Here is a 14053-nt window from a genome sequence, read left to right on the forward strand (position 1 = left end):
AGATATGACAGCGGCAAGATGTATTTAGATTTCTTTAGGCAGTATGTACTCTTCCATCCAATCAGCAGACTTTCCTTCTGCAGTAAATCCTGCCGCATCCCGAAAACTTGGCGGGTACGGCCTGCTTCGAATATGCCCGCAAACATGCTGGAGAACATCTTCATATATAAGGGCATTACATTGGCTGAACCACTGTTCGACCGTTTCATTTCTAAAGCGGCATAATGGATAGCTGCTTTCTATTAACATTAGTATTTTAAAAACTTCTGTTTTTTCCATGCTTTCTCACCTGCTTTCTGCCTGATATCATCTTGGCAAATAATCGTGAAAGCTAAACAGAATTTATAATCATTTATAAACTGAAAAGAAAGGTGATAAGATGGCTGCTATTATAAAAATGCTGGAACAGCCTCCGCTGGACTTGCTGCTGCTGGCAGATCCTTCTGCTGAAGCTGTCAGGGAGTATGCAGCTAAAGGGATTTGCTGGGGAGCGTACGAGGGGGAAGATCTGGCAGGAAGCTGCATCCTTCTTCTTACCAGGCCAAAAACAGCAGAGATCATCAATTTGGCCGTATATGAACATGCGCGGAGCCGTGGAATTGGGACACAGCTATTGAAGCATGCGATTAAATATACAGAGTCATCAGGATGCCTTACCCTGGAAATCGGAACAGGGAATTCAAGCGTACAGCAGCTTGGATTATATCAGAAGCATGGATTCCGGATAACAGGAATCGATTTTGATTATTTCACCAGACGTTACCCTGATGAAATCTGTGAAAACGGAATAGTCTGCCGGGACATGATCAGGCTCAGCTTGCACTTTTGAACCTCAATATGTTTCCCCGGTTTCGCTTTTCGTGATTAGGGAACAATATAGTGAAAGAAAATGGACAGGAGTGAGGAACATGGACAAATTGTACACAGCAAAAGCAACGGCTGAGGGCGGACGCAGCGGGAAGGTACGTACTGATGACGGCAATCTTGATTTTAACCTATCCATGCCAAAGTCTTTAGGCGGAAATGGAACAGAAAATGGAACGAATCCTGAGCAGCTTTTCGCAGCCGGCTATGCCTCCTGCTTTGATGGTGCCCTTAATCTAGTAGCCCGGCAGGACCGTAAGAAAATTGAATCAAAGGTAACAGCTGAAGTGACAATCGGGAAAGAAAACGATGGCGGCCTTGCCCTTGCGGTGGTTTTGAATGCGGCAGTCAGCGGCGTATCCCTTGAGGAAGCGAAGGAGCTGACAGAAAAGGCACATGGTGTCTGCCCTTATTCCAGAGCTACAAGAGGCAATATAGAAGTTACTGTAAACACAGAAACCTATTAAGCGCGAAGAATCCCCCGGATGATCCGGGGGATTTTCCTATTCTTCTATAATGTAACAATGACCGGGCCTTCTTTGGTCACTATAAGGGTATGCTCGATTTGAGCGACAAAGCTTTTTTCTTCGGTAACGTAGGTCCATCCATCACCAAGCTCCACTACTTCCTCAGCTGCTGTTGAAATGAACGGCTCAAACGCAATGACCATCCCCTCCCTGAGAAGCCCTGTATCCCATGAATCAAAATAATTAAGGACATGGTCAGGTTTTTCATGCAGTGAACGGCCGATTCCATGGCCAGTCAGGTTCATGATAACTGTAAATCCTTCATTGACAGCTGTCTGATGAACAGCTTTTCCTATTCCGTTCAGCTTTTTTCCCGGCCTGATTTTTTTAAGGCCGGCATCAAATGCCAGCTGGGCTGTCCTGCAAAGCTTTTTCAAGGTGTCATCAGCTTCGTCTCCTGCCACAAAAGAAAGGCCTGTATCCGCAAAATAGCCATTCTTTGATCCCGAGACATCTATATTGACCAGATCACCGTCCTTGATGATGCGGCTGCCCGGTATTCCGTGAGCAACCTCTTCATTTACACTGATGCATGTGTAGCCGGGAAAGTCATATTCTCCCTTTGGACCGGATATGGCCCCGTATTGTTCGAAAAGCCTGCCGGCATGCTCATCAAGCTCTTTTGTAGTAATGCCAGGCACTGTCTTCTCAATCAGTTCATCTCGGATTTTTGCAACAATGCTGCCGATCTCCTTAATTCCATTAATATCTTCTTCAGTTTTCACTATCATCTTTCGTGTTTCCCTTCTCTTTGAAATCTCTATATAAGATTACCACAAATTTTTTCTAATCAAAAACCATTATGAACAAGGTCTATCAGTGCATCAGATTGTTTTGAACTCATTATCGTAAAACTATGGTTAATATGTATTTCAGCAAAGCCAAGATCAAAGAAAAACGGCACCTGTATCAGGCTGCCGCATGTAACCGCATTCAGGAAACTGATATCCTAAAAAGAGGAGCCATGCTGGGTATATAGCTCCTCCTATTAGGGATTATCAAGATTGGGTATCCAATCCCTATCAGCATACTACCTCCTTTTTCGAATTGAGGCAAAAATGAATGTGCTGACAAGTAATTTTTTATGTAAAATACAAAAATCCCTTAACATTTCTAAATATTCTGAATATAATATAGAAAAATAAGGTATAAAAACATGCCGATGCTATAACAATATGTAAAGAAAAGGAGGTGAACAGCATGGGTCTTCTACAATCCTTCCAGGACTGGCTGGCTGCAAGGGAAGAAAACCGGATTGCCGGGATGCGGGCGGTCGACAAATGCCCTGACTGCTTTGGCCGCGGGTTCAATGCGTTCCATGCAAATGAATATGTGTATTATACCAATTCACTAGAATGCCCTGGCTGCAGCGGAAGCGGGCTTTATTCAGCCTGGGAGGAAAACAGGCAGTTTTAGCGGTCTAGCTGAATTTGGGACAGGCATCGATATGCTTGGTCCATGCTTTTCCTCTCTTCTGCTGAAAAATAGAAAACAGCCAATTGCTGAGTTTACTATGATCTATACTCCATTTAATAAAAGCCATGCGGTTAAGCATGGCTTTTATTCGCCCCCGGTTTCCTCTATCCAATTCTGAGACCATTGTTCAATTTCATAGAGTACTGGTTTAAGCGCCTCCCCTTTTTGGGTCAGCGAGTATTCTATCCTGACGGGTTTTTCCGGAAATACCTGCCGATGGACTACACCTTGCTTCTCCAAATCCTTCAGCCGCTCAGACAAAACTCTGCCGCTTATAGAAATAGAAGATTCTATAGTGCAGAATCTTTGCGGCCCTTGTGAAAGCTGATATATGATCAGCCCTGTCCACCTCTGGCTGAGTATGCTCATAGCCTTTTCAAATCTGGGGCAAATCTTTGAAGCGTTCATCTGAATTCACTCCTATAGCTACAGTATACATAAAAAAAAACAATTATAAAATTTTTGCTTTTCGTATGGCATTCTTCTTGACTGAATGAAGTTATTTTCATACACTAACTTACATAAAGTAAGTAGATTACAAAGGAGCTACTATTATGAATTTCCATGAAGCACCACTCACTTATGCTTCCCAAATAACACTCAAGGTCAGTGACCTTGAAAGATCGATTCTTTTTTATAAAGAAATAATCGGGTTAAAAGTGCTGCGGGAGGATACAGGAAGTGCTGAACTTACTGCTGACGGTAAAACAGTTCTGATTGTACTGGTGCAGCCGCCAGCTATAGAACAAAAGTCAGCCAGGTCTGCAGGCCTCTACCATTTCGCCCTCCTGCTCCCGGACCGCCCATCTCTCGCGTCAGCACTGGCACATCTGATCCAGACCGGCTGGCCTTTGCAGGGTGCTTCCGACCATCTTGTCAGTGAAGCGATTTATCTGGCCGACCCTGACGGAAATGGGATTGAGATATACGCGGACCGGCCCACAGAATCCTGGACCTGGGAAGGCGGAATGGTCAGGATGGACACTGCTGCACTGCATGCCGGGGAGCTCCTCGCCATGGAAGAAAAGATGCCTTGGAAAGGAATTCCGGGAGATACCATCATGGGCCATATTCATCTGCATGTGTCGGATCTGAAAGCAGCTGAAGAGTTTTATGTAAAGGGGCTGGGCTTCAATATTGCAGCTGAATACGGCGGGCAGGCTCTCTTTCTTTCCACAGGGAACTATCATCATCATATTGGCATTAACACATGGAATGGGATTGGTGCACCGCCGGCCAGAGAAAATGCTCCAGGTATGAAAGATTTTAAATTGCTCTATCCCGATACAAAATCAATCAGAGCAGCAGCAGAAAGGATCAGGAAGCTGGGCCAAAATGCTGAAATTCAAGGAGAGTTGGTTTTAACTGCAGATCCTTCAGGGAATAGGATTATATTATCACTCTAATTGGGTTAAAAAAATGAAATATTATTGTTAGCCTGCGTTTCTTTTTCACTCAGCTCTTATCCCAGAGATTAGGAGGAAGCTGGAATGATTTATGAAATGATAGCAGAGATTAAAATTCCCGAACTTAATGAAGGAATCGTTTGGTACAGTCCTTTTTTCAATAGAAAACCGGATCTGCTGCGGGATGGCGGCTTTGCAGAATGGTCTGTTGCTCCCGGCTGCGGTTTCAGGCTGGTCCAGGGACAGCCTGATTCAAAGAACAGCCTGCTCCGTTTAGGGGTATACAATCTTGAAACCGAGCTAAAACGCCTGAAGAAAGAAATCGGCATTGAGGTTGACGATCTTCAGATCAAAACCGAGCAAAGCATGCAAACCCGCTGGTGCACCATTAATGATCCCTGGATGAACAAAATTGGGTTATATGAATATTTAAATGAAAAACTCAAAAGCCAAGTGATTTTTTCTATACAGGATGATTGGAATGCTGCAGGTCCAGCTTAGATGTGAAGCTGGGCTGGATATGCAGTTTACATAATACATTTCTAGTCAACTTATTTATTGTTTGCCAGAATTCGCCAGAACAGCCTTTCCCAATTCCGCCATCCTATCCTGTCTTTCAGCTTCAGCGTGTAAGCTGTTCCCTTTCCTACTGGGTACCTCAGCCTTGTATTCTTTCTCCCGGCAATTTTCCCGCACAGCTCGGCCACTTCTGCGGGATCTCCGTATTTTTCAGAGCTTTTATTTAAATAATTTTCAAGCTGTGAATAGTATGCATAATAAGGAGAATCTGGCTGAAGAGACCGACTAGAAACCTTTTTACCTGTTGACCAGATGCCTGTATTGTATGAACCAGGTTCAATGAGAACAACATCAACATTAAAGGGCTTCATTTCAAGTCGGAGGCTTTCAGCCCACCCTTCGACTGCATGTTTGGAGGCGACATAGGGAGACAATCCCGGAAAACCCATTTTTCCGCTGATGCTGCTGATGGTGATGATCCTTCCCCTCTTTTGTTCACGCATATAAGGAAGGACAGCCTGAGTAACAGCAAAAACGCCAAATACATTGGTTTCAAACTGGCTCCTATATTCAGCAAGTTCAACTTCCTCTGCAAACCCTGCACCGGCAAATCCAGCATTATTAACCAGGAGATCAACTGAGCCAAGACCCTCCAGGTAGGTGCGGAACCGGAGAATAGATTCATCTGAAGCTACGTCGAGCTCATGCAAGTTTATATTATCCACTGCCCCTGCCTTTTCAGCCTGTTTCAGCAGTTCTGCAGAGCTGGACTTGTCCCTCATTGCAGCTGTCACGCTATAGCCCATTTTTGCGAGCTCAATGGAAATTAGAAGCCCGAATCCCCTGGATGCCCCTGTAACAATGGCATTCTTTTTCCCGTTCATTCTCTTTCATCCTTTCCTTCGGTACACTTAGATTAGAGCACAGCAAAAAAAATCCGGCCAGGCCGGCCGGATTTTTTTATTGTCTATTCTGCGACCACTTGTTTGACCGTTGCATTTACACTTTCGCGATTCATCTTTTCCTTGCCTTCTGACAAGGCAGAAAGGGTCCCATGTGCAAGTGCAAGCGGAATCCTGCAGAAATTCAGGATCGGGGCAGACTTGATATCTTTTATATATGCATCTGCAAGTGCAAGATTCCTGCGGGCGTAACTGAACATCTGGTCATTGTCCCAGCCATCGGGATAAAAGCTAACGCCCCGCTCTTTATCTTCGATTTTGTTGCGGAGGATATTGACAGATTGGAGACCGCGGCCAAATGCAATCGCCAGGTCCTTTTTCGTTTCTGTATTATCATGCCATTTCCAAATGTCGGAAAGCATGACGCCGACAAGGCCCGCCACATAAAAGGTATAGTCATCGAGATCTTTTTCGTCCCTGATATTCCAGCCCTTCATCGTCCAGTCAGCCATGCCCTTTGCCATTGTGCTGGTAGAATCAAGAACCTTTTCTTTGATGCTTGCTGGACAAAGCCTGATCCAGTCATACAGGCGCAATGTCACTTCAGGCAGCTTGGATTTATACGGCTTGAAAAGGGATTTCATATCCTCGGCATTTACAGGCTTCTTCAGCAATTCACTGATTGAACGCAAAAGGTGGTCCTTTGACTCCGCTTCAAGTTCGGGATGGTCTTCAATCTCATCTATAGCCCTCATGCATAAATAAGCGGATGAAACGGTTTCCTTCAGGCCCGGGGACAGATAACTGATCGGGATCAAAAAGGTCCGGCTTGTCTCTTTCAGCATTTCATAGGCTTCTTCATGTAGCTTGGCAGTGTCATTCATATCCAATGTTCCCTTCATAATAGAAATATCTATCTTAAATCCTACCATAAAATCATCTTTTTGTTATGTAATAATACTTCCCAATCAAAATATTGGCTGAAAGGCAGGAATTTTATCATACATTCCTGGCTAATACCCCTTTATGCAGGATAGTAACCCACATGTACTATTGAAGGAAACGGGTGGAAAAAGCCCATAAAGTAATGAGCTCTTCCATTTTGGCATAAAGATATTTTAAGCGAAATAGATATCTTGTTAAAACATTTAAATGTCTATCTCTTTAAATCTCTTACTTATTAATAATTATTATAAAAAAGTATTGATTTTTTATTGAGAAGTGATATCATTGATTACATGGAACAAGCAATCTATTAAACTAAGAGGTGATGTTTTGATGACAAATAATAAACTGACTACAAGCTGGGGCGCCCCTGTTGGCGACAATCAAAATTCAATGACGGCTGGATCCCGCGGGCCGACCCTTATTCAGGATGTACATCTTCTTGAAAAACTGGCCCATTTTAACCGTGAACGTGTACCTGAGCGTGTGGTCCACGCCAAAGGAGCAGGTGCGCATGGCTATTTTGAAGTCACAAATGACCTGACTACATATACAAAGGCTTCATTCCTTTCTGAAGTCGGCAAGCGCACTCCGCTGTTTATCCGTTTCTCCACTGTAGCGGGGGAGCTCGGTTCAGCAGATACAGTCCGTGACCCGCGCGGTTTCGCTGTGAAATTTTATACAGAGGAAGGCAATTATGACATCGTCGGCAATAACACACCTGTTTTCTTTATCCGGGATGCGATTAAATTTCCTGATTTCATCCATACGCAAAAGCGTCATCCGCAGACACATCTGAAGAATCCGAATGCTGTCTGGGATTTCTGGTCCCTTTCACCTGAAAGCCTTCATCAGGTAACCATCCTGATGTCTGACCGCGGCATCCCTGCTACATTAAGGCATATGCACGGTTTCGGAAGCCATACCTTCAAATGGGTCAACCAGAAAGGCGAAGGTGTCTGGATCAAATACCACTTCAAGACTGAGCAGGGTGTTAAAAACCTGGCGCCTGAAGCTGCTGCGAAAATAGCCGGGGAAAATCCCGACTACCATACTGAGGATCTCTTCAATGCGATTGAAAATGGTGATTATCCTTCATGGAAGCTTTGCGTGCAGATCATGCCGGAAAAAGATGCTGAAACATACCGTTTTGATCCGTTTGACGTAACGAAAGTGTGGTCCCAGAAGGATTATCCTCTTATCGAGGTAGGCCGGATGGTATTGAACAAAAATCCTGAAAACTATTTTGCGGAAGTCGAGCAGGCAACCTTCTCTCCTGGCACTCTTGTCCCGGGTGTTGATGTTTCTCCTGATAAAATGCTGCAGGGGCGCCTGTTCGCTTACCATGATGCACACCGCTACCGTGTAGGTGCGAATCATCAGGCACTGCCGATCAACCGTGCCCGGAATGAAGTGAATAATTATCAGCGCGACGGCCAGATGCGTTTTGACTCAAATGGCGGCGGATCAGTCTACTATGAGCCAAACAGCTTCGGAGGCCCTAAAGAAACACCGGAAAATAAGCCCGCTCCTTTTGCCGTAACAGGTGCTGCGGACAGCGTTTCTTACGACCATAATGATCATTACACACAAGCTGGAGATCTTTACCGGCTTATGAGTGAAGAAGAGCGTTCCCGTCTTGTGGAAAATATCGTCGGTGCCATGAAGCCTGTTGAGAGCGATGAAATCAAACTTCACCAAATTGAGCATTTCTTTAAAGCAGATCCTGAATATGGAACTAAAGTAGCAGAAGGACTGGGCCTGCAGGTGCCTGTAAAAGCATAAATCCTTGTCTGAATCTGCCCTTCTCTATTCTCAATAATCGACAATATTCTCAATTACAGGCACCTGCTTCGGCCGGTGCCTGTAATTATTTTATGAAAAGGCTCATCGCATGAATGGCTGTTATTTTGCCATTCATAACTGAATAAGGAAATCCACAGGTTGAAAATAAGTGGAGTCATTCCGGCTATCAGCTGAAAAACTTGAAAATGGGCAACTTCGCTCTGCTTTATCGGAAATCCTCCGCTTTTTACACCCGCCAGAGTTATAGTCAGCAGCCTAACCGGAGAATCTACGCTTATTTTAAGGCTTGCTGGTCAAAAGACCGGATTGTGAATTGCTTCTTAAAGAATGGTCATTCGTACAAGCTGCTGAAGCAATATAACCATCCACAGGAGAGTAAATCCACGAAATGAGCCTCTGGCGACAATCTATCATGATCTTGAATTGTATGTGGAACTGCAGATTTGGACGAACTTCCTTATGGAACCGCCCCTTCTTCGGAACATGCAAGGAATGTGAAGATGCACTTGTCTCAGAATAATCAATGCTGAATGAGAAGGTGAAATTAATGATTAAGAAGATATGCCCTAAATGCCAGACAGCTGAAAAACAATTGAAGCACAGCATAATCTGCAAGTGCGGCAGCCGGCTGAGGGCGAAGAATTAATACGAAGAATGGTGTTTTAATATGATGATCATAGAATTTCCTGAATGCCGGGCCAGCCAATAGAAGCACGATAAATAGTGCTCTTTTATTGGCTGGCTAATTTTATGCAGGGCACCGCCGAAACTTTAAAAGATGTAATCAAGACCAGCAGATCATTTCCCGGCAAGTTCATCTCTTTCTGGACATGGCGGCGGCTGTTCGAACCATTTGTTTTGGATAAGCAGGTCAAGTCCGTCCTCTGAATAGGCTGTTGTATCTGCAAAGCATCTCATATAATAAGACGCAACATCCCTCCTCAGTGTCATGGACAGTGCCTGCCCGTAGCGTGCCACCCCCAAGGCATTGAGAGTAGAAACCAGGAAAAGCATCAATTGATCTGAATACGGAGCATCAGTAGATTTTGTTACTTTCGAGTCCCAGGTCATCCCATTTGGCACCAGGTCCTCTTCAAGCAGGCTCTGTACTTTAGAAACAAATTCTGAAGCAAGTTCCCTGCCCCTTATGAAATATTCTTTTATTTGCGGGTCTCTTACGGTTTGGATGAACCCTGTAAGCAGCTCCTTGCCCATCTGGTTGGTGATGCCGTTATCAAACAGCTGGGCGGCTTCGATGGCAAGAAGCGGCCTTCTTTTTCCCATCCACCCCTTGACAAAGCTATGTTTTTCTACGATATCAAGCTTGTCTGGATATGGGATATAAGGAGGCCGCACAAATATCCCCTTCCCTTTCATGGTATCAAGAATCTCTTTCAGCACATGGTTAGCTTCCTCATAGAATTCAGAATAGAGTATGAAAACATCTTCTCTGGAAGAAATGTTCAGGCCCATGGTATGGGAAAGGACTGCAAACCTTGCTGCATTAAGCATGACATCACAATAAAACATATCGGTATATAGGCGGGCAGCATTCAGGTTAACATGCTGGTCAGCCGGAAAGGCACGGGGCACCGGAATATTTTCCTTGGCAAACAGCTGTGCCACTCTTTCCATATGGCTTTCCGCCAATTGGATGGTATGCTCCAGGCAAGCCTTGATATCCTGGTCGTCCACTCGCTGGAAAAAATGATATATCAAACAGATGGTTGCGCTGTCGTCCATATAAGTGTTCCACAAGTAAGCTATTTCAGCACTGGTCAGCCTTGGGTCATGATGTAATTCCATCTTCCGATCCTCCTTTGATAATGGTAGTATGTGCGAATGGTTGAAAGAAATTACAGTAATATGGAATTAAATTGGGAATCATTATATTTAAATTGAGTCAGCAGAAATCTTTTACCATTGAATTTTGCTCAAGTTTGCATATAAAAAACGCCCGGGAAGATTCCGGGCGCTGCCTTTGGGATTATATTTAATGATTTAATCAGATGTTTTCTCTGAAATTTAAATTCTGACCAGCTTGTTCCACTGTATTATTTAAATTTACCTGCTGGAACCTTTCTGGATAAAAAAGTGATGGCGAGCAGCAGAATAATAAACAACAGTGCCGTTAAAAAACTGCTTTCTCTGAAAACATTTTCAGCAAGCCTTTTTATTTTGTGAATGAGAGGCTCTTTTACTGCTTCCTCACGTTCATCCCTATATTGAACATGTTTGACAGTCGAGCCGGACATGACAGGCTCCCATCCATTCTTGCCTTCTTCGAGCCAAATTTCTATTATATCCCCCTTTGCGATATCCATCGGTGCAGGACCGGTGAATTGGTCAGCCATCCAGGAAGGAATATAATGATAATAAACCTCTAAGGCTACGTCCTGGTCAAAGCTTCCGGGCGCTTTTATTACTTCTGAGGGTAAAAGGGTCATTTTCCTGATCTGGAGAAATTTTTCGTTTGGCAAATCCTGAAAGAACGCATCTTTTTCCACCTTGCCAACGATATGCAATGGAGCCTGAAGCTTCATTTCTTCCACTTCAGCTGGATCGGGTGCAGCGAGAGCCTCTTCTCCTTCGTTTAAAATGAATAGAGCAAGAAGAACAGTTAAGGCCCTGACGATGGTTTTCATAAGAACCTCCCTATATATAAGCTTATTTATACAGCCGAAGATGCCCGACGATCATTTTGGCTTCTTCTTTATCCATAGGCGGCAGGGCTGATGCAGTGAGGCTTCCGGGAGCAACCTCTGTCCTTCCGGCATCTTTGATTGTTACATAGCCTTTCTCTTCAAGTTTCTTGAGCTCTGCTTCACGGCCGGAGAGCATAATTTTTGTTTGTCCGCTCATCAGCCATTCTTTGAAAAGTGGTTCTTCCATATAAGTGAGCACACTTATGGCTGCTGCATGGGCAGCCTGGGCAGCAGCTTTCCCGGCAGACATTTTTAAGTCAGAGTTAATCACATAATATTGCACAATTTGTTTCATATTGACCCTCATTTATTTCGTTTAGTTATATTCCAGCTCCAAATACATCCATGATTAAAGAGACTGCCAGCGGGCCAACGAAAATGGCAATGATCAGCCAGACGCCAGTTTCCATGCGTATTTCCTTTTTATCCAAAGACAGCTTTTTCAGAGCAAAGTCGGTTAATAGCAGGATGAACCCGATGGTGACGAAGATGGATAAGGTCTTCAAGGAATGCGGCTGGATATTTTCATAAGCAAAAGCAGCAGCCAGCCCTGACGAGACAAGGATAGCGGGATTAATAACAGTCGTCAGTTTCATAGGTCCTCCACTTTTTTTCAGATGGTTTTTAACTGGTTGATTTTGTAAGTTTCCTTGTTTTCTCATAGTAATGCATATGTGAAATTCTGTCCAGATAAGAAATTCTTTTTTTAATAGCGGCTTAATTTAAATATGCCTTTTTTTATGGACAAATAACAGAACCAAATCGCCTGCAGGAAGAACAAGGTCCCAAATACTTGTGCAGGAAGCAAAAGAGAAGCAGAAAGATTGGTTGCATCCCCTGCTGCCTGAGGAGACATCAAGCTCAGCAGCATGATCTCAAAGGCACTTGTGACGGATTCAACGAGCATGATCGATGCGATCAGGAGCAGGACATTTTGTATGAGCGAAGGGCTTCCTTTCTTTAAAAGAAAAGCAAAGCCGGCACCAAAAGAAATCAGCCAGAAGATCCCGTAAGCATTCCGCACCCAGAAAACCAGGTTAAGAATGATAAAGCCGAGCAGAATCAGAATCAGCACTTTGTCCTTTTTCTTCCCCAGCAGCCAAAAGGCGATAAAAGCCATAAAAGATGAAAAAACATATCCGGCAGCTCCAGTAAACACTCCCCCGAACCAATTAGAATGTCTTGTGTATGTGACACCTTCTGTATTGGCAAAAAGGGAGATATGATGGACTTCTCCCCCGAACAGGGCTACAAGCGCATGGCCGGATTCGTGGATGAGCGTATTGATGATGCCGGAATAGTCGCCGATGACCGGCATTCTTGTAATAAGGGAGGCCAGTATTAAAAATATAAAAAACCGCCAGCTGAATTTGCTGCGAATAAAATTCATCCTTAGTCCTCTTTTCCTGGTATTCTTAGAGAAAATTATACCGGATATAACCTTAAAAAGCTTTTGTGGCTATTACTTTTTAAGTCTCTAAAAAATGCTAACTATATAAACCACTTTGCCTGCAGCCTTATTTTAAGTCTGATTTTCCATGCAGGCTGCTGATTTCCGTACCAGGCACTTCGCTTTCCGCGGGGCGACGCTGAGCCTCCTCAGAGCAAGCTCTTGCGGGGTCTCAGCCTTGCCGCTATCTCCCGCAGGAGTCTGCGTGCCTCCACTGCAATCAACAGGGTTTAATAATTTTGTTGGCTAGTTTTCAGTGATAAACTGGGTAGTTCCTCCACGGCTGGATTGGCTGTACTAAAAATATTTCACTTACTTCTATAAGAAAATAAATAACTTTCCCCCGAAATCCCTTCATTTTGTCATCTAGTTACATAAGTTTTTCTTATGATTAACTATAATATTCTGATCATTCCTCACTTTCTTTTCAAAAGTTAAAATAGATAATAGCAGATACATAAGGAGGTTTATTATGAAGGCGATACATGTTACAGCGTATGGCGGCCCAGAGAATATGATTCTGGCAGAAGCTGAAAGGCCGGTGCCTGCTGCAGGGGAAGTTCTGATAAAAGTGAAGGCGGCCAGTGTGAATTTTGCCGATATCAAGACGAGATACGGAAAAAAAGGAGGCGGTCCACTCCCTTATATCCCGGGTATAGACTGTACCGGCACGATAGAAGCTTTAGGGAACGGTGTGGAAGGTCTTATTCCAGGTCAGCGGGTAATTGCGTTTCCTTCTAAAGGATCTTATGCCGAATATGCCCTTGCCCCAGCCATGCTGACCTTCCCCATCCCGAAAAGCATTTCAGATATACAGGCTGCAGCATGCCCGATTGCCGGAATAACGTCACTTAAGCTGCTTGAAGATATAGCACGAATCCAGCAAGGAGAAACCGTACTAGTGCATGCCGGCGCTGGCGGAGTCGGGACTACAGCCATTCAGCTTGCCAGGATACTTGGCGCTGGAAAAGTAATCACAACGGCTGGTTCCCCTGAAAAAACAGCATATGCCTTGGAAGCAGGATCCGATTACGGAGTGTGTTATACAATCGAAGATTTTCCTGCAAAAGTAATGGAATGGACAGAAGGTAAAGGGGCTGATGTGATCCTTGATTCTGTTGCCGGTACAGTGACAGAAAAAAGTCTGGATTGCCTTGCACCTTTTGGAAGGCTTGTCAATTTCGGCAATGCTTCGGGAAATGCCGGAACTGTAGAGACAAATGATCTTCACAGCAGCTGCCGCTCCCTCCTTGGCTTCAGCTTTGGGACGGTGCGCAAAAAGAGGCCGCATCTTGTAAGGGCTTCAGCTGGAAAAATTATCGGTTTGCTGGAAACCGGCCGGCTCAGCATGAAAATTGGAGAAACTTTCAGCTTGTCTGAGGCAGCGGAGGCCCATACCAGGATAGAGAGCAGGCAGAGCCTGGGGAAAACTGTCCTGATAATAGACTAAAGA

The 14053-nt window shown here is 44.3% G+C and carries 17 protein-coding genes; 7 read left to right on the forward strand and 10 right to left on the reverse strand.

What is annotated here, in order from left to right; genetic code table 11:
- Positions 1 to 24 precede the first annotated feature (24 nt).
- Positions 25 to 279 carry a hypothetical protein gene (locus tag CYJ37_RS03110; RefSeq protein ID WP_101547814.1) on the reverse strand — a complete coding sequence of 85 codons (255 nt, stop codon included), beginning with the start codon at positions 277 to 279 and terminating at the stop codon, positions 25 to 27.
- Between the two features lie 100 nt (positions 280 to 379).
- On the opposite strand from CYJ37_RS03110, the gene CYJ37_RS03115 reads away from it, so the two are divergent.
- Together CYJ37_RS03115 and CYJ37_RS03120 are read left to right on the forward strand one after the other, a co-directional pair.
- Positions 380 to 829: a GNAT family N-acetyltransferase gene (locus CYJ37_RS03115; protein ID WP_101547815.1), complete on the forward strand. Its 450-nt coding sequence runs from the start codon at positions 380 to 382 to the stop codon at positions 827 to 829.
- 79 nt (positions 830 to 908) lie between these two features.
- Positions 909 to 1331 (forward strand): organic hydroperoxide resistance protein, encoded by a 423-nt coding sequence (locus CYJ37_RS03120; RefSeq protein ID WP_009793666.1) that lies wholly within the window; start codon positions 909 to 911, stop codon positions 1329 to 1331.
- Between the two features lie 44 nt (positions 1332 to 1375).
- Here the strand turns inward: CYJ37_RS03120 and map are convergent, their stop codons facing one another.
- Complete coding sequence (gene map / locus CYJ37_RS03125) at positions 1376 to 2122, reverse strand: type I methionyl aminopeptidase (RefSeq protein ID WP_009793665.1); 747 nt, start codon at positions 2120 to 2122, stop codon at positions 1376 to 1378.
- Positions 2123 to 2591: 469 nt separating this feature from the next.
- On the opposite strand from map, the gene CYJ37_RS03130 reads away from it, so the two are divergent.
- Positions 2592 to 2807 (forward strand): hypothetical protein, encoded by a 216-nt coding sequence (locus CYJ37_RS03130; RefSeq protein ID WP_009793663.1) that lies wholly within the window; start codon positions 2592 to 2594, stop codon positions 2805 to 2807.
- Positions 2808 to 2951: 144 nt separating this feature from the next.
- Here the strand turns inward: CYJ37_RS03130 and CYJ37_RS03135 are convergent, their stop codons facing one another.
- Positions 2952 to 3275 (reverse strand): winged helix-turn-helix transcriptional regulator, encoded by a 324-nt coding sequence (locus tag CYJ37_RS03135; protein WP_009793662.1) that lies wholly within the window; start codon positions 3273 to 3275, stop codon positions 2952 to 2954.
- A gap of 146 nt (positions 3276 to 3421) precedes the next feature.
- Here CYJ37_RS03135 and CYJ37_RS03140 point away from each other — a divergent pair, with 146 nt between their 5' ends.
- Positions 3422 to 4273 carry a VOC family protein gene (locus CYJ37_RS03140; protein ID WP_101547816.1) on the forward strand — a complete coding sequence of 284 codons (852 nt, stop codon included), beginning with the start codon at positions 3422 to 3424 and terminating at the stop codon, positions 4271 to 4273.
- A gap of 84 nt (positions 4274 to 4357) precedes the next feature.
- The gene (locus CYJ37_RS03145; RefSeq protein WP_009793660.1) at positions 4358 to 4774 is read left to right on the forward strand and encodes a VOC family protein; all 417 of its coding nucleotides are present in this window, start codon (positions 4358 to 4360) and stop codon (positions 4772 to 4774) included.
- A 50-nt stretch (positions 4775 to 4824) separates the two neighbouring features.
- Here the strand turns inward: CYJ37_RS03145 and CYJ37_RS03150 are convergent, their stop codons facing one another.
- Complete coding sequence (locus CYJ37_RS03150; protein ID WP_101547817.1) at positions 4825 to 5676, reverse strand: SDR family oxidoreductase; 852 nt, start codon at positions 5674 to 5676, stop codon at positions 4825 to 4827.
- 83 nt (positions 5677 to 5759) lie between these two features.
- Complete coding sequence (locus CYJ37_RS03155; RefSeq protein WP_035402531.1) at positions 5760 to 6578, reverse strand: squalene/phytoene synthase family protein; 819 nt, start codon at positions 6576 to 6578, stop codon at positions 5760 to 5762.
- A gap of 394 nt (positions 6579 to 6972) precedes the next feature.
- Between CYJ37_RS03155 and katA the strand changes: the two genes are divergently transcribed.
- Positions 6973 to 8424, forward strand: coding sequence for a catalase KatA (katA, locus tag CYJ37_RS03160; RefSeq protein WP_101547818.1), 1452 nt, complete (start codon positions 6973 to 6975; stop codon positions 8422 to 8424).
- Between the two features lie 819 nt (positions 8425 to 9243).
- Here katA and CYJ37_RS03165 read toward each other — a convergent pair.
- From CYJ37_RS03165 to CYJ37_RS03185, 5 genes are all read right to left on the reverse strand, one after another.
- Entirely contained in the window at positions 9244 to 10251 is a 1008-nt protein-coding gene (locus tag CYJ37_RS03165; protein WP_009793655.1) for a DUF3231 family protein, read from the reverse strand.
- A gap of 248 nt (positions 10252 to 10499) precedes the next feature.
- A complete protein-coding gene (locus tag CYJ37_RS03170) occupies positions 10500 to 11090 on the reverse strand; it encodes a hypothetical protein (protein WP_009793654.1) in 591 nt (196 codons plus the stop codon).
- A 22-nt stretch (positions 11091 to 11112) separates the two neighbouring features.
- Positions 11113 to 11445, reverse strand: coding sequence for an aminoacyl-tRNA hydrolase (locus CYJ37_RS03175; RefSeq protein WP_022543897.1), 333 nt, complete (start codon positions 11443 to 11445; stop codon positions 11113 to 11115).
- Between the two features lie 25 nt (positions 11446 to 11470).
- Positions 11471 to 11746, reverse strand: a complete 276-nt coding sequence (locus CYJ37_RS03180; protein ID WP_009793652.1) for a hypothetical protein — start codon at positions 11744 to 11746, stop codon at positions 11471 to 11473.
- Between the two features lie 110 nt (positions 11747 to 11856).
- A complete protein-coding gene (locus tag CYJ37_RS03185) occupies positions 11857 to 12540 on the reverse strand; it encodes a M50 family metallopeptidase (RefSeq protein ID WP_101547819.1) in 684 nt (227 codons plus the stop codon).
- Between the two features lie 532 nt (positions 12541 to 13072).
- Here CYJ37_RS03185 and CYJ37_RS03190 point away from each other — a divergent pair.
- Positions 13073 to 14050: a quinone oxidoreductase family protein gene (locus CYJ37_RS03190; protein ID WP_101547820.1), complete on the forward strand. Its 978-nt coding sequence runs from the start codon at positions 13073 to 13075 to the stop codon at positions 14048 to 14050.
- The last annotated feature ends 3 nt before the right edge of the window (positions 14051 to 14053 follow it).

The organism is Bacillus sp. UMB0728 (assembly GCF_002858875.1).
Taxonomy (GTDB): Bacteria; Bacillota; Bacilli; order Bacillales; family Cytobacillaceae; genus Bacillus_AB; species Bacillus_AB infantis.

Excerpts from the sequence above, each read along its gene's own strand:
- CYJ37_RS03110 (WP_101547814.1), bottom strand. The coding sequence starts at position 279 with ATGGAAAAAACAGAAGTTTTTAAAATACTAATGTTAATAGAAAGCAGC.
- CYJ37_RS03115 (WP_101547815.1), top strand. The coding sequence starts at position 380 with ATGGCTGCTATTATAAAAATGCTGGAACAGCCTCCGCTGGACTTGCTG.
- CYJ37_RS03120 (WP_009793666.1), top strand. The coding sequence starts at position 909 with ATGGACAAATTGTACACAGCAAAAGCAACGGCTGAGGGCGGACGCAGC.
- map (WP_009793665.1), bottom strand. The coding sequence starts at position 2,122 with ATGATAGTGAAAACTGAAGAAGATATTAATGGAATTAAGGAGATCGGC.
- CYJ37_RS03130 (WP_009793663.1), top strand. The coding sequence starts at position 2,592 with ATGGGTCTTCTACAATCCTTCCAGGACTGGCTGGCTGCAAGGGAAGAA.
- CYJ37_RS03135 (WP_009793662.1), bottom strand. The coding sequence starts at position 3,275 with ATGAACGCTTCAAAGATTTGCCCCAGATTTGAAAAGGCTATGAGCATA.
- CYJ37_RS03140 (WP_101547816.1), top strand. The coding sequence starts at position 3,422 with ATGAATTTCCATGAAGCACCACTCACTTATGCTTCCCAAATAACACTC.
- CYJ37_RS03145 (WP_009793660.1), top strand. The coding sequence starts at position 4,358 with ATGATTTATGAAATGATAGCAGAGATTAAAATTCCCGAACTTAATGAA.
- CYJ37_RS03150 (WP_101547817.1), bottom strand. The coding sequence starts at position 5,676 with ATGAACGGGAAAAAGAATGCCATTGTTACAGGGGCATCCAGGGGATTC.
- CYJ37_RS03155 (WP_035402531.1), bottom strand. The coding sequence starts at position 6,578 with ATGAATGACACTGCCAAGCTACATGAAGAAGCCTATGAAATGCTGAAA.
- katA (WP_101547818.1), top strand. The coding sequence starts at position 6,973 with ATGACAAATAATAAACTGACTACAAGCTGGGGCGCCCCTGTTGGCGAC.
- CYJ37_RS03165 (WP_009793655.1), bottom strand. The coding sequence starts at position 10,251 with ATGGAATTACATCATGACCCAAGGCTGACCAGTGCTGAAATAGCTTAC.
- CYJ37_RS03170 (WP_009793654.1), bottom strand. The coding sequence starts at position 11,090 with ATGAAAACCATCGTCAGGGCCTTAACTGTTCTTCTTGCTCTATTCATT.
- CYJ37_RS03175 (WP_022543897.1), bottom strand. The coding sequence starts at position 11,445 with ATGAAACAAATTGTGCAATATTATGTGATTAACTCTGACTTAAAAATG.
- CYJ37_RS03180 (WP_009793652.1), bottom strand. The coding sequence starts at position 11,746 with ATGAAACTGACGACTGTTATTAATCCCGCTATCCTTGTCTCGTCAGGG.
- CYJ37_RS03185 (WP_101547819.1), bottom strand. The coding sequence starts at position 12,540 with ATGAATTTTATTCGCAGCAAATTCAGCTGGCGGTTTTTTATATTTTTA.
- CYJ37_RS03190 (WP_101547820.1), top strand. The coding sequence starts at position 13,073 with ATGAAGGCGATACATGTTACAGCGTATGGCGGCCCAGAGAATATGATT.